The 18,822-nt window shown below is 63.9% G+C and carries 13 protein-coding genes; 5 read left to right on the top strand and 8 right to left on the bottom strand.

Features of this window, described 5'->3' with window-relative positions; translation table 11 throughout:
- The first annotated feature begins 1 nt into the window (after nt 1).
- The gene (locus HV753_RS27010) at nt 2–1,453 is read left to right on the top strand and encodes a D-alanine--poly(phosphoribitol) ligase (RefSeq protein WP_175177649.1); all 1,452 of its coding nucleotides are present in this window, start codon (nt 2–4) and stop codon (nt 1,451–1,453) included.
- Between the two features lie 36 nt (nt 1,454–1,489).
- On the opposite strand, the gene HV753_RS27005 is transcribed toward HV753_RS27010, so the two are convergent.
- From HV753_RS27005 to HV753_RS26985, 5 genes are all read right to left on the bottom strand, one after another.
- The gene (locus tag HV753_RS27005; RefSeq protein WP_175177648.1) at nt 1,490–2,050 is read right to left on the bottom strand and encodes a YggT family protein; all 561 of its coding nucleotides are present in this window, start codon (nt 2,048–2,050) and stop codon (nt 1,490–1,492) included.
- Between the two features lie 150 nt (nt 2,051–2,200).
- Nucleotides 2,201–2,938, bottom strand: a complete 738-nt coding sequence (locus HV753_RS27000) for a histone H1-like DNA-binding protein (protein ID WP_175177647.1) — start codon at nt 2,936–2,938, stop codon at nt 2,201–2,203.
- Nucleotides 2,939–3,296: 358 nt separating this feature from the next.
- A complete protein-coding gene (locus HV753_RS26995; protein ID WP_175177646.1) occupies nt 3,297–4,496 on the bottom strand; it encodes a ribonucleotide-diphosphate reductase subunit beta in 1,200 nt (399 codons plus the stop codon).
- 21 nt (nt 4,497–4,517) lie between these two features.
- Complete coding sequence (locus HV753_RS26990) at nt 4,518–7,448, bottom strand: ribonucleoside-diphosphate reductase subunit alpha (protein ID WP_175177645.1); 2,931 nt, start codon at nt 7,446–7,448, stop codon at nt 4,518–4,520.
- Between the two features lie 303 nt (nt 7,449–7,751).
- Nucleotides 7,752–11,258, bottom strand: a complete 3,507-nt coding sequence (locus tag HV753_RS26985; RefSeq protein ID WP_175177644.1) for an indolepyruvate ferredoxin oxidoreductase family protein — start codon at nt 11,256–11,258, stop codon at nt 7,752–7,754.
- 130 nt (nt 11,259–11,388) lie between these two features.
- On the opposite strand from HV753_RS26985, the gene HV753_RS26980 reads away from it, so the two are divergent.
- Nucleotides 11,389–11,838, top strand: a complete 450-nt coding sequence (locus HV753_RS26980) for an Lrp/AsnC family transcriptional regulator (protein ID WP_169271862.1) — start codon at nt 11,389–11,391, stop codon at nt 11,836–11,838.
- A gap of 67 nt (nt 11,839–11,905) precedes the next feature.
- On the opposite strand, the gene HV753_RS26975 is transcribed toward HV753_RS26980, so the two are convergent.
- A complete protein-coding gene (locus HV753_RS26975; protein ID WP_175177643.1) occupies nt 11,906–12,871 on the bottom strand; it encodes a Bug family tripartite tricarboxylate transporter substrate binding protein in 966 nt (321 codons plus the stop codon).
- Between the two features lie 82 nt (nt 12,872–12,953).
- Nucleotides 12,954–13,799 carry an alpha/beta hydrolase gene (locus HV753_RS26970; RefSeq protein WP_175177642.1) on the bottom strand — a complete coding sequence of 282 codons (846 nt, stop codon included), beginning with the start codon at nt 13,797–13,799 and terminating at the stop codon, nt 12,954–12,956.
- Between the two features lie 85 nt (nt 13,800–13,884).
- Between HV753_RS26970 and HV753_RS26965 the strand changes: the two genes are divergently transcribed.
- The 3 genes from HV753_RS26965 (at nt 13,885) to HV753_RS26955 (ending at nt 16,775) form a co-directional block, all read left to right on the top strand.
- The gene (locus HV753_RS26965; protein WP_175177641.1) at nt 13,885–14,784 is read left to right on the top strand and encodes a LysR family transcriptional regulator; all 900 of its coding nucleotides are present in this window, start codon (nt 13,885–13,887) and stop codon (nt 14,782–14,784) included.
- A 189-nt stretch (nt 14,785–14,973) separates the two neighbouring features.
- Nucleotides 14,974–15,480: a hypothetical protein gene (locus HV753_RS26960; RefSeq protein WP_175177640.1), complete on the top strand. Its 507-nt coding sequence runs from the start codon at nt 14,974–14,976 to the stop codon at nt 15,478–15,480.
- A gap of 98 nt (nt 15,481–15,578) precedes the next feature.
- Entirely contained in the window at nt 15,579–16,775 is a 1,197-nt protein-coding gene (locus HV753_RS26955) for an MFS transporter (protein WP_175177639.1), read from the top strand.
- Nucleotides 16,776–17,307: 532 nt separating this feature from the next.
- Here the strand turns inward: HV753_RS26955 and gltX are convergent.
- Nucleotides 17,308–18,714 carry a glutamate--tRNA ligase gene (gene gltX, locus HV753_RS26950; protein WP_175177638.1) on the bottom strand — a complete coding sequence of 469 codons (1,407 nt, stop codon included), beginning with the start codon at nt 18,712–18,714 and terminating at the stop codon, nt 17,308–17,310.
- Between the last annotated feature and the right edge of the window lie 108 nt (nt 18,715–18,822).

Raw genomic sequence — 18,822 nt, 5'->3', positions numbered from 1 at the left:
CATGCGTTTCGACCTGAAGTCCTTCGAGTTCGTTGATACCGGACTTGCACCCGATGCGCTGGCCGTTGCCGGCGCCGACCGCAGCCTGACCTGGGCGCAATTGCGCGCCGAGGCCACGGCCTGGGCCGACGAGGCCCGCAAGCATGGGGTGGCGCCGGATGTGCCAGTGACCATCTACGGGCACAAGGAAGCATCATTTTTCGTTGCGATGGTTGGCGCCTTGCTGATCGGAGCCCCGTTCGTGCCGGTGGATACCATCTACCCGGCTGAACGCCTGCGCCGCATTGTCGAGATCGTCCAGGCCGCCGCCGTCTACGACGCCGCTTCGGGCACATTCACGCCGGGCGACGGCGCGATGCTGGCCGAACGTGGCTTGGCCTATGTCATGTTCACCTCTGGCAGCACGGGCGATCCGAAGGGCGTGCAGATTGGCCGCGAAAGCGTCGGCCTGCTGGGCGACTGGATGTTGGGCAGCTTCGGATTGGGGGAGGCGCCCGTATTCATGAACCAGGCGCCATTCAGTTTCGACCTGTCCATGTACGAGGTATTCGCCACCTTGGCCTCGGGCGGCGCCTGCGTGTTGAGCGCACGCGAGCAGATCGCATCGGCAGGCAGCTGGATGCCGCGTCTGGCCGGGCATGGCGTGACGGTGTGGGTATCCACGCCGTCGTTCGCGCATCAGCAACTGGCCAACCGCGACTTCTCGCCCGCCACCTTGCCCGCGTTGCGCACCTTCCTGTTCTGCGGCGAACCACTGCCTTCCGCGCTGGCCAAGAAACTGCGCCAGCGTTTCCCGGCTGCCGTCATCCTGAATACGTACGGCCCCACTGAAGCCACCGTGGCGACCACCTGGATCGACGTCACCGATGCCGTGTTGGCCGCGCACGATCCGCTGCCGGTTGGGCACGCCAAGCCCGATAGCGTGCTGATCGTGGATGAAGGCGAGATCTGCATCGTGGGCGACCACGTGATGCGGGGCTATCTGAACCGTCCGGATCTGAACGAAGCCAAGCTCTATACGTACGCCGACGGACGCCGCGCATTCCGCACGGGCGACCTGGGCCAGATGGAAGAGGGCGGTCTGCTGTTCTGCCGTGGCCGCATGGATGACCAGATCAAGCTGAACGGCTATCGCATCGAGCTGGCCGAGATCGACGAGGCGCTGCACGGCTTGCCCGGCGTGGAGGGCGGCGCGTGCGCGGTGCTGCGCCGACCGGATGGCACGGCGGTGCGTTTGATTGGATTCGTGGCGGGGATGGCCGAAGAGGCGCAGGAAAACCCGCGCTTTCTGGCGCCGGATGCGCTGGCTGGCTGGAAAGAGCGGCTGGCCCAGCGTCTGCCGCCCTATATGGTGCCCTCGGAATTGGTGGCGTGCCCGGCGCTGCCAATGTCGAACAACCATAAGATCGACCGCAAGAAGCTGGTCGAGATCTACGCCGGCATTCCGGCGTAGCATCGCCTCAAGCTGGGGCAGCGATGCCCCGGCGCTTTACAGTCCCATCATGCGCTGGCTGAGATTGGCCAGCACCATCAGCAGCACCTGCGCCACGATCAGCAGCACCAGCGGCGAAAAGTCGATCGACGTGCGCGGCAGCAAGCGGCGGATAGGATCCAGCATGGGTGCGGTCAGTGATTGCAGCAGCGGCATCATGGGCGCGGTCGGGTTGACCCACGACAGCACCGCCTGGATCAGCGTCAGCCACACCACCAGGTTCAGCGCCCACTTCAGCGCCATCAGCAGCGCCGAGCCCATGGCGGCGGGCAGCAGGGCGGCAGGAATCAGCGCGCCAATGGACACCAGCCAGATCAGCACGATATAGGCCAACGCGGCCAGCCACGTGGCGACCAGACTCGTCCAATCGATCTTGTTGCCCGCGGGGATGATCTTGCGCAGCGGCATCACCAGCCAATTCGTGGCCTGGTAGATCGCGCGTGAGAGCGGATTGAAGGGGTGAAGACGGATCGCGTGCATCCAGGCGCGGGCAATCAATGCCGCGCCGAACAGCGTGAACACGATTTCGAGAAGAAAGCGGAAGATATCACCGAGCATGGACACGATCACCGAAAAAAGAAGGAGTTAATTGTCGCACGCTGGCGCGTGAATATTGCGACGACGATTTGCCTGCCCAAGAGATAGTCGCGAAAAAGCCGCCCGGCATGCCGGGCGGCTCTAGTGAAGCCAGGGCTTCAACCGTCCTGATTACGGACGGCCACCCGTCGGGAACGGCCACGACGCGGCGGGGTTCAGCGCGGTCTTCGCGCCCGGGGCAGCAGCCGTCGACGACGGAGGCGTAGCGGGCTTCTTCGGAGCGGCCTTCTTTGCAGCAGGCTTCTTGGCAGCGGCGGGCTTGGCAGCAGCAGCCGGCTTGGCGGCAGCAGGAGCCTTCTTCGCAGCAGGAGCCTTCTTGGCAGCGGGAGCCTTCTTGGCTACAGCCTTTTTGGCAACCGCTTTCTTGGCGGCAGGCGCTTTCTTGGCAGCGGCCTTTTTGGCGGGGGCCTTCTTGGCTACCGCTTTCTTGGCAACTGCCTTCTTGGCGACGGCCTTTTTGGCGACTGCCTTCTTGGCAACGGCCTTCTTGGCTACCGCTTTCTTGGCGACGGCCTTTTTGGCAACGGCCTTCTTGGCTACTGCTTTCTTGGCGACGACCTTTTTGGCGACTGCCTTCTTGGCCACGGCCTTCTTGGCGACAACCTTCTTGGCTACCGCTTTTTTGGCGACGGCTTTCTTGGCTACCGCTTTCTTGGCGACGACCTTCTTGGCTGCCGGCTTCTTGGCAGCAACCTTCTTCACTGCCGGCTTCTTGGCGGCGGCGACTTTCTTGACGGCTACCTTCTTGACAGCGGCTTTCTTGGCCGGTGCGGCCTTTTTAGCGACTGCCTTCTTGGCGGCGGGCTTCTTCACCGCTGCTTTCTTTACGGCTTTCTTGGCTGTTGCCATGGTCATGCTCCTTAGGTTCAGGGGTCCCAGAACTTAAACCCGTGCCCCGACTCGCCAACAAGGCGAACCGTGCCCGGGCTATTCATCGGCGCATGCCGCTGTTCTGTGCGAGCAACAGCTACTACGGTTTGCGCTAATGAATTCGGCACAGCCATTTGATATGGCCCCCGCTCCTTTGGCGCGAGCCATTTCAAATGGCGCCGGTTGGCCGCCTGATCACAGGCCGCCGACCGCTTGTTCTACGTGTTCGATATGCCGCCAAACACCCTGACCGAGGAGAGTGTCATCAAGCCTGTCGCGAACGCGACGCTCCTTGTTGCTGGAGCGTGCCCGCGCCGGGCCTGATGACGAACTGCTTTTACTCCCAGCTCAGCGTGCCACCGGTTTGGTATTCGATCACGCGAGTTTCAAAAAAGTTGCGTTCCTTTTTAAGATCGATCATTTCCGCCATCCATGGGAAGGGATTTTCTTCCTGCGGGTACAGCGGTTCGATACCGATTTGCTGGCAACGACGGTTGGCGATGAAGCGCAGATAGGATTTGAACATAGGTGCGTTCAAGCCCAACACGCCGCGCGGCATCGTGTCTTCGGCGTAAGCGTATTCGAGTTCGACCGCTTTGCGGAAGAGTTCTCGAATTTCTTCGCGGAATTCCGGCGTCCACAGATGCGGATTTTCCAGTTTGACGGTGTTGATCAGGTCGATGCCGAAGTTGCAGTGCATGGATTCATCGCGAAGGATGTACATGTACTGCTCGGCGGCGCCGGTCATCTTGTTCTGACGGCCAAGCGCCAGGATCTGCGTGAAGCCCACGTAGAAGAACAGGCCTTCCATCAGGCATGCGAAGACGATCAGGGACTTCAACAGTGTCTGGTCGGCTTCGGGCGTGCCCGTCTTGAAGTGGGGGTCCGCGATCGCGTCGATGAACGGGATCAGGAACTCGTCCTTGGCGCGGATGGACGGAACTTCGTTGTAAGCGTTGAAGATCTCCGCTTCGTCCAGGTCCAGGCTTTCGACGATGTATTGATAGGCGTGCGTATGGATTGCTTCTTCAAATGCCTGGCGCAGCAGGAACTGGCGGCACTCGGGAGCCGTGATGTGGCGGTAGGTGCCCAGCACGATGTTGTTCGCGGCCAGCGAGTCGGCCGTGACGAAGAAACCCAGGTTGCGCTTGACGATGCGGCGTTCGTCCTCGGTGAGCCCGTTGGGGTTCTTCCAGAGGGCGATGTCGCGCGACATGTTGATCTCTTGCGGCATCCAGTGGTTGGCGCAAGTGGCCAAATACTTTTCCCACGCCCACTTGTACTTGAAAGGCACAAGTTGATTGACGTCGGTTTCGCCGTTGATGATGCGCTTGTCAGCAACCTTCACACGTTGCGAGGTGGCAGCGCCGCTCGTGGCGAGGCCAGCCGCGTGTTCGGGCGCGGCGGGCGTCGGCATGGCGGTGTCGCCAAATACACCGGTCGCCGCCCGGACTTCGGGCGCAGCCTGCCCACCCGCCGCGGGTGCGGGGGTTTGTGCAGGTTGCGTGGCGAGGGTGTCGTCTTCCCAATTAATCATGATTCAATTCTCCGGAGGCGGTTATTGGCAGGCTTCGCACTCTTCGAAGCCGGCGTCGCCAGGCTTCATCGTGCAAACCGCCCCGAGAACTTCGGGTTCCGGCAAAACAGGTGCGGCGCCTACTGCCGCAGCCGTGGACAGACCACTAGCGTTGACGGCATTCAATTCGCCGCCGCGGCCCGTGGATTTCTCGGCGCTGGTGGCGCCCAGGGTACGCAGGTAGTACGTCGTCTTCAGACCACGCAGCCATGCCAGCTTGTAGGTGTCATCCAGCTTCTTGCCCGATGCGCCCGACATGTAGATGTTCAGCGACTGGGCCTGATCGATCCACTTCTGACGGCGCGACGCGCATTCCACCAGCCAGCTCGGTTCGACTTCGAACGCGGTGGCGTAGAGTTCGCGGAGTTCGGAAGGTACGCGATCGATGCGGGACAGGCTGCCGTCGAAGTACTTGAGGTCGGCGACCATGACTTCGTCCCAGAGACCGAGTTTCTTCAGGTCACGCACGAGATAATCGTTAACGACCGTGAACTCGCCGGAGAGATTCGATTTGACGTACAAGTTCTGGAAAGTAGGTTCGATGCACGCAGATACACCAATGATATTGGAAATAGTCGCGGTTGGGGCAATTGCAACGCAATTGGAGTTGCGCATGCCGTGTTGTTTGATGCGCGCGCGCAACGTATCCCAATCGAGCGAGCTCGATTCATCAACTTCAACGTGGCCACCACGCTCATCGCGCAGCATCTTCAACGTGTCTTGCGGCAAGATGCCACGCGACCACAACGAACCTTCATACGACTGATAGCGGCCGCGTTCTTCAGCAAGCAGGCTCGATGCGAAGTAGGCGTGATAGCACACCGCTTCCATCGAACGATCTGCGAATTCAACCGCAGCTTGCGATGCGTACGGCACGCGCATCATTTGCAGGCAATCCTGGAAGCCCATGATGCCCATGCCCACCGGACGATGGCGCGCGTTGGAATTGCGGGCCTTCTCGACGGCGTAGTAGTTGATGTCGATGACGTTGTCCAGCATGCGCATGGCGATGCTGACGGTGCGTTGGATCTTCTCGTGGTCCAGTTCAAAACCGCCGCCGGCAGCCGGCTTCATGTGCGCGACCAGGTTCACGGAACCCAGGTTGCACACCGCGATTTCGGATTCGTTCGTGTTCAGCGTGATCTCGGTGCACAGGTTCGAGCTGTGGACGACACCCACGTGTTGCTGCGGCGAACGGATGTTGCAAGGATCCTTGAAGGTGATCCACGGGTGGCCGGTTTCAAACAGCATCGACAGCATCTTGCGCCACAGCGTCAGCGCCGGCATCTTCTTGAAGAGCGTCAATTCGCCGCTGGCGGCGCGACGTTCGTAGCCCAGATAGGCTTCTTCAAACGCGCGGCCGACCTTGTCGTGCAGGTCAGGGCAGTCGGACGGCGAGAACAGCGTCCACTCGCCGGCTTCCATGACACGCTTCATGAACAAGTCGGGAATCCAGTTCGCCGTGTTCATGTCGTGCGTGCGGCGGCGTTCGTCACCGGTGTTCTTGCGCAGTTCCAGGAATTCTTCGATGTCCAGGTGCCACGATTCCAGGTACGTGCAAACCGCGCCCTTGCGCTTGCCGCCCTGGTTCACCGCCACGGCGGTGTCGTTGACGACCTTCAGGAACGGCACGACGCCTTGGCTTTCGCCGTTGGTGCCCTTGATGTGGCTGCGCAGTGCGCGAACCGGGGTCCAGTCGTTGCCCAGGCCGCCAGCGTACTTGGCCAGCAGCGCGTTTTCCTTGATGGCGTCGTAGATGCCTTCCAGATCGTCGGAGACGGTGGTCAGGTAGCACGACGACAGTTGCGAGTGCAGCGTGCCCGAGTTGAACAGCGTCGGCGTCGAGCTCATGAAGTCGAACGAGGACAGGATCTCGTAGAACTCGATGGCGCGCGCTTCGCGGTCGGTTTCGCGCAGCGCCAGGCCCATGGCCACGCGCATGAAGAAGACCTGCGGCAGTTCGATGCGGGTGCCGCGGATGTGCAGGAAGTAGCGGTCGTACAGGGTTTGCAGGCCCAGGTAACCGAATTGCAGATCGCGTTTGGCGTTCAGCGCCTTGCCCAGACGGGTCAGGTCATAGTTGGCCAGTTCGGGCGACAGCAGGCCGCCTTCGATGCCGCGTGCGATGAAGGTGGGGAAGTATTCGGCGTAACGCGCGATCATGCCGTCTTGCGACACTTCTTCGCCCAGCACTTCCTTGCGGATCGTGTGCAGCAGCAGGCGAGCGGTGACTTGGCTGTAGGCCGGGTCTTTTTCGACCAGCGCGCGCGCGGACAGGATGGCGGACTTGAACACTTCGTCGACGGGGATGCCGTCGTACAGGTTCTTGACCGTTTCCTTCAGGATGCTTTCGCTGTCGATGAATTCAGCCAGGCCTTCGCCAGCGGCGACGATGGTCGCACGCAGTTCAGCCAGGTCCAGCGGACGGCGCAGGCCTGCGTCGGTCACGTTCAGCACGTGTTCCGCAGGGGCGGCGGCGGCCTTGTCCTGACCTTCGGCGGCAGCGGCGGCGGCGCGTTCTTGCGTGCGCTTTTCGCGGTACAGCACGTAGGCGCGGGCAACGTCATGCTGGCCCGAGCGCATCAGGGCCAGTTCGACCTGGTCCTGGATGTCTTCAATATGGAAGGTGCCGCCGTTGGGGCGGTTACGCACCAGCGCGTTGACGGCCTGGTCGGTCAGGTTTTCAACCAGTTCACGCACCCGCGCGGACGCGGCGCCCTGGCCACCGTTCACGGCCAGGAATGCCTTGGTCATGGCGATGGCGATCTTGCTGGGTTCAAACCCAACCACCGAGCCATTGCGGCGAATGATGTTGTAGCTGGCCCATTGCCCGCCATTGGCGTCGGCAGGGGAATCGGTTTGCGAGGGCGGCACGGCCGAAGGCCGGGTCACAGAGGCGATCGTAGTCTGCATGGAAGCTCCTGTGCGAAAACGCGAAGATAGCGACATGACGACGGTCATGTCCGGTACGAATGTGGATCTTTTGAGGGGGTCGGAACGCTTGGACTGGCTTAGTCCAAAAGGCGTGGCCGACGAGAATCAGCGCTTAGGCGACCACAACATATAGTGTAGCACCCCTCGTTGGACACTAATTCTAGTGATCGAGAACTACACGGACAAGAAGAAGATATGACTGAGCTCACAAAAGTTTGTTACTAAATGCACTGAGCGCGCCCAGCAAGGCGCGCCCAGGACAGGACCGTGTAGAGCGAATGTTTATGCGGTTTTCCGCAGGGGCATGTCGCGCGGGGCCGGTGCTGTATAGCTCTGCATCAATCGACCCAATTCCGTCCGATACTTCTCGACGTTCGAAGCCTTCACGTGGCCATAGCCACGGATGGTTTCTGCAAGGCCGGCGATTGTAGCTGCTTGTGCGAGCTTGTCTCGGGTCAACCCTACAAGCAACTGGTCTATGGTCTGGCGGTACTCGCCGACAAGCGCGCGCTCCATCTTGCGTTCGGCGGTGTGGCCGAAGGGATCGAACCAGGTGCCACGCAAGCCCTTCAGGCGGGTCAGCAGTTTCAGCGCGGTCATGGTGCGCGGGCCCAGCGTCATCTTGCGGGGGACGCCGGTGCGGGGGTCCTTGCGTGCGAAGATCGGCGGCGCCATGTGGAAGCGCAGGCTGTAGTCGCCTTCAAACTGGCCCTTCAACTGCGCCTGGAACGCCTCGCCCGTATAGAGCCGCGCCACTTCGTATTCGTCCTTGTAGGCCATGAGCTTGAACAGGCCGCGCGCCACCGCCATGGCCAGGCGCGGGGTCTTGGCGTCGGGCGCCAGTTCGCGTTCGCGGGCCGCGATGGCTTCGACCACGTTCTGGTATTCACGGGCGTAGTCGGCGTTCTGATAGGCCGTCAGGTCCGCGATGCGGCGCGCGACGGCACGTTCAAAGGTCTCGGGCACATGCAGTTGCACCACCTGCGCGCGCGGCCGCAGCGCGGTGTCCAGCGCGTCGGGTTGATGCGCCGCCAGGCGGCCGCTGTCGAAGGCGGCGCGATTGGCCGCGACCGCCACGCCGTTCAATTCGATGGCGCGGTTGATGGCGGCTTGCGACAGCGGCACGCCGCCGCGCTGCCATGCATAGCCCAGCATGAACATGTTGGACAGGATGCTGTCGCCGAACAAGGCCAGCGCGGCCTCGTGCGCGTCGATGGCCGCCGTGTTGGCGTCGCCTGCCGCATGGCGGATCTTGGCCAGCAGCGCCTCGGGACGCATGGCGGCATCGGGATTGCGCGTGAAGTCCGAGACCGGCGCCACATACGTGTTGACCGTGACCTGCGTGTGCCCGCGGCGCAGCGCGCCCAGCGAGTCCGGCGCCACCGAGGCCACCGGGTCGCACAGGATGGCCGCGTCGGCCTGCTGCCAGTCCAGGCGCACGGGCCCCGCCGATGCGCCGGCCGGCGCCAGGCGGATATGGCTGACGACCGTGCCGCCCTTTTGCGCCAGGCCGGTCAGGTCCAGCACGGCGGCCGACAGGCCTTCCAGATGCGCGGCCATCGATACGATGGCGCCGATGGTGATGACGCCGGTGCCCCCCATGCCCGCCACCAGCAGGCGATAGGGACGGTCCAGCGCCGGCGTGGCCGGCAACGGCAATTGTTCGATCAGGCGTTGCAGGCGTTCCTGGTCGGTCTTGGGCGCCGCGCTCTTCCTGGGCTTGCCGCCCATGACCGAGACGAAGCTGGGGCAGAAGCCTTCCGCGCAGGAATAGTCCTTGTTGCAGCTGGATTGGTCGATGGCGCGCTTGCGGCCATACGGCGTTTCCAGTGGCACGACCGACAGGCAATTCGATTGCACGCCGCAGTCGCCGCAGCCTTCGCACACGGCGCTATTGATCAGCATGCGGCGTGCCGGGTCCGGAAACTGGTTCTTCTTGCGGCGGCGGCGCTTTTCGGCCGCGCAGGTCTGGTCGTGGATCAGCACGGTCACGCCGGCGATCTCACGCAGTTCGCGTTGCACCGCGTCCAGCTCGCGGCGGTGATGCACTTTGATATTCGGACCCAGGTCCACGCCTTGATATTTTTCGGGCTCGTCGCTGGTGACGACAATGCGCACGACGTTTTCGCCGCGCAGTTGCTGGCAGATCTGCGGGACCGAGATGGGGCCGTCCACCGGCTGCCCGCCCGTCATCGCGACCGCGTCGTTGAACAGGATCTTGTAGGTGATGTTGGCGCCGGCAGCCACGGCCTGGCGGATCGCCAGATAACCCGAGTGGTAATAAGTGCCTTCTCCCATGTTCTGGAAGATGTGCGGCATCTTGGTGTAGCGGGACAAGCCGATCCAGTCGACGCCTTCACCGCCCATCTGCGTCAGGCCGCCCGTGTCGCGGTCCATCCAGGCGGCCATGTAGTGGCAGCCCACGCCGGACAGCGCCTGGCTGCCTTCGGGCACTTTGGTCGACGTGCTGTGCGGACAGCCCGAACAGAAATAGGGGCGGCGGCGCATGCCGTCGGCGTCGTTGGATAGCGCGGTCTGGCACGCGAACGCCGTCAGGTCGACGCCCAGCGGCAGGCCGGCCGTGCGGGTCAGCCAGCCGGCCAGCGGTTGCGCCAGCAGCGATGGCCGCAATTGGCCGGCCGACGGCACCATGGTTTCGCCGTCGAAGCCTTTCTTGCCCACGACGGAGGGGCGATCCGGGCGGTTGAACAGCAAGTCCTTGATCTGGCTTTCGACAACCGCGCCTTTTTCCTCGATCACGAGGATGTGCGACAGGCCGCGTGCAAAGTCCAGCAGCCGTTCGCTGTCCAGCGGCCAAGTCAGGCCGGGCTTGTAGATGCGCACCGGCGCGTTGCCGGTCACGGTGTCCACGCCCAGACGGGCCAGCGCTTCCATCGTGTCCAGATGGGCCTTGCCAACGGTCACGATGCCCACGGTGGCTTTGGGCGCGGGACAGGTCAGGCGGTCGATGCTGTGGCGGCGCGCGAAGGCGGCCACCGCTTTCATGCGCAGGTTCATGCGCGTTTCGACGGCCAGCGACAGGAAGTCGCGCGCCGAATATTCCAGCGATTCGGGCGGCATGTCCGGATCGGCGGGCATGTCGTAGGCCTGCACGGCGGCAGGCGTGAACGAATGGCCGCTTTCAATGGTCTCGGATACCGCCTTGAACGCGACCCAGGTGCCGGCATGGCGCGACAGCGCCCAACCCCACAGCGCGAAGGTTTCATATTCGTCGATGGACGTGGGATGCACGATGGGCATCTGCCAGCCGATCAACGATGCTTCGCTGGCGTGCGGAATCGACGACGACACGGCGGTGTGGTCGTCACCCACCACCACCAGCACGCCGCCGTGGCGAGAGGCGCCTGCTGCGTTGCCGTGATGCAGCGCGTCGCCAGCGCGGTCCACGCCCGGGCCTTTGCCGTACCACATGGCAAAGACGCCATCGACGTTGCGGTCGGCGCGCACGCCAGCCTGCTGCGTCCCCATGACGGCGGTGGCGGCCATGTCTTCGTTGATGCCGGGCAGGAAGGAGATCTTGCTGGCGTCCAGCGCCTTCTTCGACTTCCACATCGCCATGTCCACGCCGCCCAGCGGCGACCCACGGTAACCCGAGACGAAACCGGCCGTGTTCAGGCCCCGTTCGCGGTCGACCCTGGCTTGCGTGAGCATGATGCGGACGAGCGCTTGCGTCCCCGTCAGGAAGATGCGGCCGGACTCCCGGGTAAGGTTGTCGGCTAGCTGATATTCAAGATCCAGCTGGGGTTCGGGGGCGGGAGTGCCGTCCATAGTGAATGCTCCTGGTATTTCGCACCATGATAGGTTCGCGAGGCATTCGATTTATTGCGTTTTTGGATCGTGCTATCCCTATAATTCGCAATGAACATTTCGTGTTCGACAAAAACCAGGAGACAACGTGATGGACAAGACCGATATCGGCATCCTCAAGGCCTTGCAAGAGGACGGCCGGGCCTCGGCGCAGCAGCTGTCCGAGAAGGTGGGGCTGTCAGCCGCGCCGGTATGGCGGCGGGTGAAGGCGATGGAGGCCAGCGGGGTGATTCAGGGCTATAGCGCGCAGGTGGACCGCAGCAAGGTGGGGTTGGGCTGCATGTTCGCGCAGATCAGCCTCGAACGGCATGCCTCCAGCACGGTCGAGAACTTCGAGCGCTCGGTGCGCGACGCGCCCGAAATCCTGGAGTGCTATGCGGTCACGGGGGATTCGGACTTCCTGTTGAAGATCCTGGTGGAAAGCCCTGAAGCCTACGACCGATTCCTGCATCGGTTCTTGTTCAATATGCCGGGCATCCGCCAGACGCGCACGATCGTGGCGCTGCGCGAGATCAAGCACGAACAGCGCCTGCCGCTATAAAGCGCATTGCGCTCTCTATATATAGAGAGCGCAATGTTCATAGCGGGAAACAGGCTGATCAGGCGCTTTATTGGGGTTGGATCCCCGAAATGCGGATCCATTCCTTCCAGCGCACCGTGTCTTCCTTCACGAAGGCATCAAAGCGCGCCACGTCCATCGATTCCGGGGTCAGACCCAGCGCGCGCAGTTTCTTCGCGGTCGCCTCGTCCTTGACCGCCGCTTGCAGGTAGGCGTTCATCTTGGCCACGATATCCGGCGGCGTGTGGGCGGGGGCCGACAAGCCCAGCCAGCCGGCGACGACGAAATCCGGATAGTAGGTCGCCATGGTCGGCACGCTGGGCCAGGAGGCGTGCGGCTGGGCGCCCGTGACGGCGATGGGGATCAGCCCCTTGCCGTCGATCTGACCCATGGCCGTCAGGTAATCCACGAATGCGAAGCTGATCTGCTTGCCGCGCAGGTCCGTGATGATCTGCGTGATGTTCTTGTAGGCGGCGCCCGTGATGTTGATGTCCGCGCGCTGCTTGAACAGTTCTGACGGAACTTGCGAGGACGAGCTGTAGTAGCCGAAGAAGACCTCACCGGGATGCTTCTTGGCGTAGTCCACCAGTTCGGGCACGGTGCGGTAAGGGCTGCCGGGGGCCACCACGCCGACGGTGCCGAAGGTGCCCAGCATGCCCACTTGCTGGAAATCCTTTTGCGCGTCGTAGGGCAGGTTCTTGTACAGGAACTGGTTGGCGGCGTGCGTGGAATTCGTGGACAGCAGGAACGTGTAGCCGTCCGCCGCCGCGTTCTTGGAGGCGTTGGTGCCAACGATGCCGCCCGCGCCGGGACGGTCTTCGACGATCACGGTCTGCCCGGTCTGTTCGCCCAGGTATTGGGCAAAGGTGCGGGCGGTCAGGTCGGCCGCGCCGCCGGGGGCAGAGGGCACGATGATCGTTACGGGTTTCTCGGGCCAGCCCGCGGCGTGCGCCGACGCGGCCAACAAGAGGCCGGCGCTGATGAACGCCGGGCGAAGAAAATGGGGAATGGACATGCTTGTCTCCTGATTGCGCCTTTTTGCGTGCGGGCGCGGTTGCTTGTCGTTGTTGTTGTGAGGGAGGCTGATCGTGATGAGGTCAGCCGAAATGAGATCGGTGCCACGCCAGGATGGCGTTGGCGCTGACTTGCCATTGGTCCGCATACATCATGCAGTGCGGTTGTTCAGCCAGCACGGCATGGGAAAAGCCGTAACGGCGCGCGATCGCCTGGTCCTGGCCGGGCGGATGGCGGTCATGGGTATCCAGTCCAGCCTCCAGGCACAGGCCGGGCGCGTTGAATGCGCCGGCGCCAATCGCCACGCGCAGCAGGTAGCGGTCGTTCAACACCTGTGGGCTTTCGGCGCACAAGCGCTGCGTGACGGCGCTGACGTCGCGATCGGGGGCGGTGGCCAGAAAGCGCGCGCGGATTTCGGGCGCGGCGGGTACGGCGCGCGGCGTGGCCGGGGGCACGGGGGGCAAGGCCAGCGCGCCCGGCAGATCGCCGGGCGGGGAGGGTGCCATCAGCACTACACCCGCCACCTGCCGCTGGCGGGCTGCCAACAAGGCGGGCAAGGCGCCCATGCTGTGGCCCACGACCACGGTGGGGGCGGCCAGCGCGTCCAGCGCATCCGCGACGTCCTGGCCCAAGTCGGCAATGGTGACGGACGGAAATGTCGGGCCCTGCGGTAGCGCACCGTGTCCGCGCACGTCCAGCGCCGCGCAGGCCAGGCCGGCGGCGGCGAAGTAGTCCAGGTAATGCGCGTAGCTCCAGGCGCCGTGATAGGCGCCCGGCACGAAAAGCAGGCCGGGCCGGCCGTCTTGCGGTGGTGCACCGATCACCAACCGGCCCTGGCCCACGGTGCGGGTGGGCAGGCGGTCGGCCAGGCTGAAGTCCAGTGGGTCCGTGGTGGCGGAGAGGGCGGGAGAGGGGGCGGCTGCTTTCATCTTGCGGCCATCTTAAGTGTGCCCCTATGATCAGAAAACTTTATTTTTCCTATGATTCGATAAGTTCTTCAAATCATCTGGCTTTATGCGATCCCTGCCCGACCTGTCCATCACGCATTACCGGCACTTCCTGTTGGTGGCGGAACTGCGCAGCTTTCGCGCGGCGGCCGCCCGCGCCTTTCGCTCGCAACCGGCGTTGTCCCTGTCCATCCGTGAAATGGAGCAACGCCTGGGACAGCCGCTGTTTGAACGCGGCAACCGCAATACGCTGACCCGCTTTGGGCAAGACTGCCTACCGCTGGCGCGCGAACTCGTCGAGCACCACGATCGCGTGGCGGGCGCGCTGTCGGGGCTGGCCAGCAACGGCGCGGGCACTTTGACGATGGCCTCCGTTGCCACGGTGGCCACACACTGGCTGCCCGAGTTGGTGGCGACCTACCGCGAGCGCTATCCAGCGGTGGCGCTACGCCTGTTCGACGACAACTCCGAAGGCGTCGAACGCATGGTGCTGGCGGGTGAAGTCGAACTGGGGGTGTGCAGCCCAGTGTTGCAGGACCGCCGCTTGTCGTTCGAGCCGCTGCTGCGTGACGCCTTCGGTCTGGTCTGCCATCGCGGCCATCCGCTGGCCGGACGCAAGTCCGTGACCTGGCGCGAGATCGCCGGTTTGCCGCTGGTGGGCACGGTGGCGCACCGGCAGCTTGCCGGTTATCCGCAAGCCGCTTTCATGCTGGACCGGCAGGTGTTCGTGTCCAACATGATGTCGCTGCTGGCGATGTTGGAGCGCGGCGTGGGCGTGACGGTGCTGGCCCGCTTGGGTGTGCCGCCAGATTCGCCCGGGCTGGCATTCGTGCCGCTGTCACGGCCGCGCATCGAGCGGGAATTGGGGATCACGCGGCTGGCGGGACGCAGCTTGTCGCCGGCTGCCGCGCGCATGGAAGAAATGCTGCGCGAGAAGGCCGTTCGAGGCGGCCGCACTGTCGCTTGAAACCAACGCATTGGTGCGGGTTTTCAGGCTAAACCGGGGGCTTTCCACGGCCGACTGTTGCGCAATTGCACACCGCGCGGATCGTCGTTGATTCTTCTCTGCCGCCTCTTTAGAGTGCGTGATGTTTGCTGAGCGAGAGACGTGCCGGAGTGATCGGCGCGGCGCGTCGACAGACGTGTTGAGGAAGACATGAGCAGTGTGTATTTGCGCTCGGCCGGCATCGCCTGCGCCGTTTTGATCCTGGCCGGTTGCGTTGCCAGAAAGCCCGCCGTCATCACCGAGGCCCAACCCGCAGAACCGCCCAAGCCGGTGGCTTGCGTACCCGCTCAAAGCGGAGATCCGATGATCGGCACCTGGTTATCGAATACGCGGCCCCGCGACGTCAGCGGCGATCTGCAATCGCTGATCGTGTTGTCCGCCGATGGCACGATGGCCTTTGAATCCCTGCTGAAGATTGGCCGCAAGGCGCGTCCCGGCCTGCGCGAGACCGGCTGCTGGACGGTGGCGGACGGCATCTACACGATGCAGACCACCAAGTCTGCCGGGGAATGGGTCGAGGCCAACGATCCGATCTACCTGAATCGCTACCGCGTTGAAAAGGTCGAGAAGGCCAAGCTGACGCTGCGCGAACTGAAGACCGGCGGCCAAGTCGTGACTGCGCGCCGTATGCCGACGGGCTACCGCCTGCCTTACTGACCGTTGCGCCGGGCGGACACTCCGTCCGGCAGTCGCGCCAAGATGGCTGGGCTGCGGTAAGGTGCGGGCTTCGACTTTCGCCTTGCTGCCGGTACCCCATGCCCGCCATGTCCTCCGAAGCACGCGCCATCGCGCTGCTTGCCCTGGCCGCTTTTGTCAGCGCCAGCGCCTTCCGCATTTGTGATCCCATGTTGCCGCAGTTGGCGGCGGAATTCGGCACGACGACCGGCCAGGCCGCGCGCGCCGTGACCGCGTTCGCGGTGGCCTATGGCGTGCTGCAAATGTTCTTTGGGCCCGTCGGCGACCGCTACGGCAAGTACCGCGTCGTTAGCGTCGCGACCGTGGCTTGCGCACTGGGCAGCGCGGGCGCCGTCATGGCCGAATCCCTGGATGTGCTGGTGTTGTGCCGCGCGCTGTCGGGGGCGGCGGGGGCGGGCATCGTTCCGCTGTCGATGGCCTGGATCGGCGACAACGTGCCGTATGAACGCCGGCAGGCGACGCTGGCGCGCTTTCTGACCGGCACCATTCTGGGCATGTCGGCCGGCCAGCTGGCCGGCGGCCTGTTCGCGGACACCATCGGCTGGCGCTGGGCCTTCGCCGCGTTGGTCGTCGGGTACCTGGCGGTGGGCGTCCTGCTGCATCTGGAAGTGCGACGCCAGCGCGTGTCGGGCTTTGGCCAGGTGGAGGCAGGCGCGGTCAAGCAGGGGTTTGTGGCGCAGGCGCGGCTGGTGCTGGGCACGCCTTGGGCCCGCATCGTGCTGGCGACGGTCTTCGCGGAAGGGTTGTTGGTGTTCGGCGCGCTGGCGTTCGCGCCATCCTATCTGCACGAGCGCTTCGATATTTCACTGACGGCCGCCGGCGCGCTGGTGGCGGTCTATGCGGTGGGCGGCCTGATCTATACGGTCGTGGCCGGCCGCATCCTCAAACGCCTGGGCGAACGGGGCCTGGCGATTGCCGGCGGGCTGGTGCTGAGCGTGGCATTCCTGTCCTACCTGTTGGGGCCGGTCTGGATGTGGAGCCTGCTTGCCAGCGTCTTGGCGGGCTTTGGCTACTACCTGCTTCATGCCACGTTGCAGACCAATGCCACGCAAATGGTGCCGTCGGCACGCGGGACGGCCGTGGCCTGGTTCGCGTCCTGCCTGTTCATGGGGCAAGCCGCTGGCGTGGCCCTGGCGGGCGCGGTGGTGGACGAAATCGGCGCGGCCGCGCTGTTTGGCGGATCGGCGGTATTGCTGCCGCTGTTGGGCGCGTTTTTTGCGCGGGCGCTGAAAGCGCGGGTGACGGCGGCGGTCTGATGGGTTGCGCGCGTTCGTCGCGGACGTTCTAGCGGCGCTCGTCTCGCGCTACACCCATCCTACGAGCTCAGCACCACATATGCGGCGAAGCATGAGTGTCAGCACCACCTGCACGAACGACGGAGGGGAAAGGGCGCCAACGCCAACAGCCGGAACGACGGCGGAGGAAGGGGCCGGTGCGAAAAGCACCCTCGGCCCCGTAGGATGGGTGTAGCGCGCGGATACACAGGCAAGAACCCGACCCTCCCGCGCGCGCAACCCATGAACCTCCCGCGCGCACACAACCCATGCGCGCACCCATGAATCGGCCTTAAATCGCCACCAACCGCTTCAGCACCGTTTCCTTGCCCAGCAATGCAGCACCGCATCCACCGCAAGCGTCTGCGCCAGGCCAGTCACGGTCACGCGCACCGGTATCGTTCGGCCCCGTAGGATGGGTGTAGCGCGCGGATGCACAGGCAAGAACCCGACCCTCCCGCGCGCGCAACCCATGCGCGCAACCCCAACCCATGCGCGCACCCAGTACTTGGCCTTAAATCGCCGCCAACCGCTTCAGCACCGTCTCCTTGCCCAGCAATGCCAGCACGGCGTCCACCGCCGGCGTCTGCGTCTGGCCGGTCACGGCCACGCGCAGCGGGATCGCCAGTTGCGGCATTTTCAGGCCGCGATCAGCCAGCACGGCCTTGATCAGGGCCGACAACGCCTCGCGGGTCCAGTCCGTGCTTTCGGCGCGTTGGGCAAAATCGGCCAGTGCTTCGCGTGCCGGTGCGGTCAGGTGCTGCTCGATGAGTTCAGCCGGGGCGGGCTTGAATTCAGCGCAGAACAGCATGGCGCCATCGGCCAGTTGTTCCAGCGTTTCAGCGCGGTCTTTCAGCAAGCCCACGACGCCCGGCAGGTCGATCTTTTCCGGATGACCGCCACGGTTCGCCACGCGCGGGGCCACGCGCTCGGCCAGTTCCGCGTTGTCCATCTGCTTGATGTAGTGGGCGTTGACCCAGTTCAGCTTCTTCGGATCCCATTGCGACGCCGACTTCGACAGGTGCTTGGTGTCGAACCAGGAAACCAGCTGTTCGCGCGAGAAAAGCTCGTCGTCGCCGTGGCTCCAGCCCAGGCGGGCCAGATAATTGATCATGGCCTCGGGCAGATAGCCGTCGTTGTCATATTCCATGACATTGACCGCGCCATGGCGCTTGGACAGCTTTTCGCCGTCCGGGCCCAGGATCATCGGCACGTGGCCGTATTCGGGCAGTGCCGCGCCCAGCGCGCGCAGGATGTTGATCTGACGCGGGGTGTTGTTGACGTGGTCATCGCCGCGCAGGACGTGGGTGATGCCCATGTCCCAATCGTCGACGACCACGCAGAAGTTGTACGTGGGCGTGCCGTCCGGGCGCGCGATGATCAGGTCGTCCAGTTCGGTGTTGTCGAAGCTGATCGTGCCCTTGACCATATCGTTCCAGGAGGTTGCGCCTTCCTGGGGATTCTTGAAGCGCACGACGGGCTTGCGGCCCTCGGGGATGGCGGGCAGCGTCTTGCCGGGTTCCGGGCGCCAGGTGCCGTCATAGCGCGGCTTGTCGCCACGGGCGCGGGCGGCCTCGCGCATGGCTTCCACTTCCTCGGGCGAGCTGTAGCAGTGATAGACGGTGCCGGCGGCCAGCATCTGCGCGACCACTTCGCGGTAACGGTCCATGCGCTGCATTTGGTAGAACGGGCCTTCATCGGGCTGCATGCCCAGCCATTCCATGCTGTCCAGAATGGCCTGCACCGCTTCCGGCGTGGAGCGTTCGACGTCCGTGTCTTCAATGCGCAACACGAAAGTGCCTTGGTGATGGCGCGCGAAGGCCCAGGAGAACAGCGCGGTGCGCGCGCCGCCCAAGTGCAGGAAGCCCGTGGGCGAAGGCGCGAAACGGGTACGGATGGGGGAGGAGGCGTTGGAAGTCATAGGTGGCAATGATAGCGGCTGCGGCGCCACAAAGCGGCGTCAGGCAGGGTCCACATCAAGCGGACGGCGAGGTTGTCTTGTTACGATGAACGGTATTTTAGATTAGGG

Origin of the sequence: Achromobacter pestifer (assembly GCF_902859625.1) — a bacterium.
Taxonomy (GTDB): Bacteria; Pseudomonadota; Gammaproteobacteria; order Burkholderiales; family Burkholderiaceae_B; genus Achromobacter; species Achromobacter pestifer.
Note: the sequence above shows the minus strand (reverse complement) of the source record. Positions and strands in the feature narration are given on the sequence as shown.

Excerpts from the sequence above, each read along its gene's own strand:
- HV753_RS27005 (WP_175177648.1), bottom strand. The coding sequence starts at position 2,050 with ATGCTCGGTGATATCTTCCGCTTTCTTCTCGAAATCGTGTTCACGCTG.
- HV753_RS26955 (WP_175177639.1), top strand. The coding sequence starts at position 15,579 with ATGCCCGCCATGTCCTCCGAAGCACGCGCCATCGCGCTGCTTGCCCTG.
- HV753_RS27000 (WP_175177647.1), bottom strand. The coding sequence starts at position 2,938 with ATGGCAACAGCCAAGAAAGCCGTAAAGAAAGCAGCGGTGAAGAAGCCC.
- HV753_RS27010 (WP_175177649.1), top strand. The coding sequence starts at position 2 with ATGCGTTTCGACCTGAAGTCCTTCGAGTTCGTTGATACCGGACTTGCA.
- HV753_RS26965 (WP_175177641.1), top strand. The coding sequence starts at position 13,885 with ATGCGATCCCTGCCCGACCTGTCCATCACGCATTACCGGCACTTCCTG.
- gltX (WP_175177638.1), bottom strand. The coding sequence starts at position 18,714 with ATGACTTCCAACGCCTCCTCCCCCATCCGTACCCGTTTCGCGCCTTCG.
- HV753_RS26960 (WP_175177640.1), top strand. The coding sequence starts at position 14,974 with ATGAGCAGTGTGTATTTGCGCTCGGCCGGCATCGCCTGCGCCGTTTTG.
- HV753_RS26995 (WP_175177646.1), bottom strand. The coding sequence starts at position 4,496 with ATGATTAATTGGGAAGACGACACCCTCGCCACGCAACCTGCACAAACC.
- HV753_RS26990 (WP_175177645.1), bottom strand. The coding sequence starts at position 7,448 with ATGCAGACTACGATCGCCTCTGTGACCCGGCCTTCGGCCGTGCCGCCC.
- HV753_RS26985 (WP_175177644.1), bottom strand. The coding sequence starts at position 11,258 with ATGGACGGCACTCCCGCCCCCGAACCCCAGCTGGATCTTGAATATCAG.
- HV753_RS26980 (WP_169271862.1), top strand. The coding sequence starts at position 11,389 with ATGGACAAGACCGATATCGGCATCCTCAAGGCCTTGCAAGAGGACGGC.
- HV753_RS26970 (WP_175177642.1), bottom strand. The coding sequence starts at position 13,799 with ATGAAAGCAGCCGCCCCCTCTCCCGCCCTCTCCGCCACCACGGACCCA.
- HV753_RS26975 (WP_175177643.1), bottom strand. The coding sequence starts at position 12,871 with ATGTCCATTCCCCATTTTCTTCGCCCGGCGTTCATCAGCGCCGGCCTC.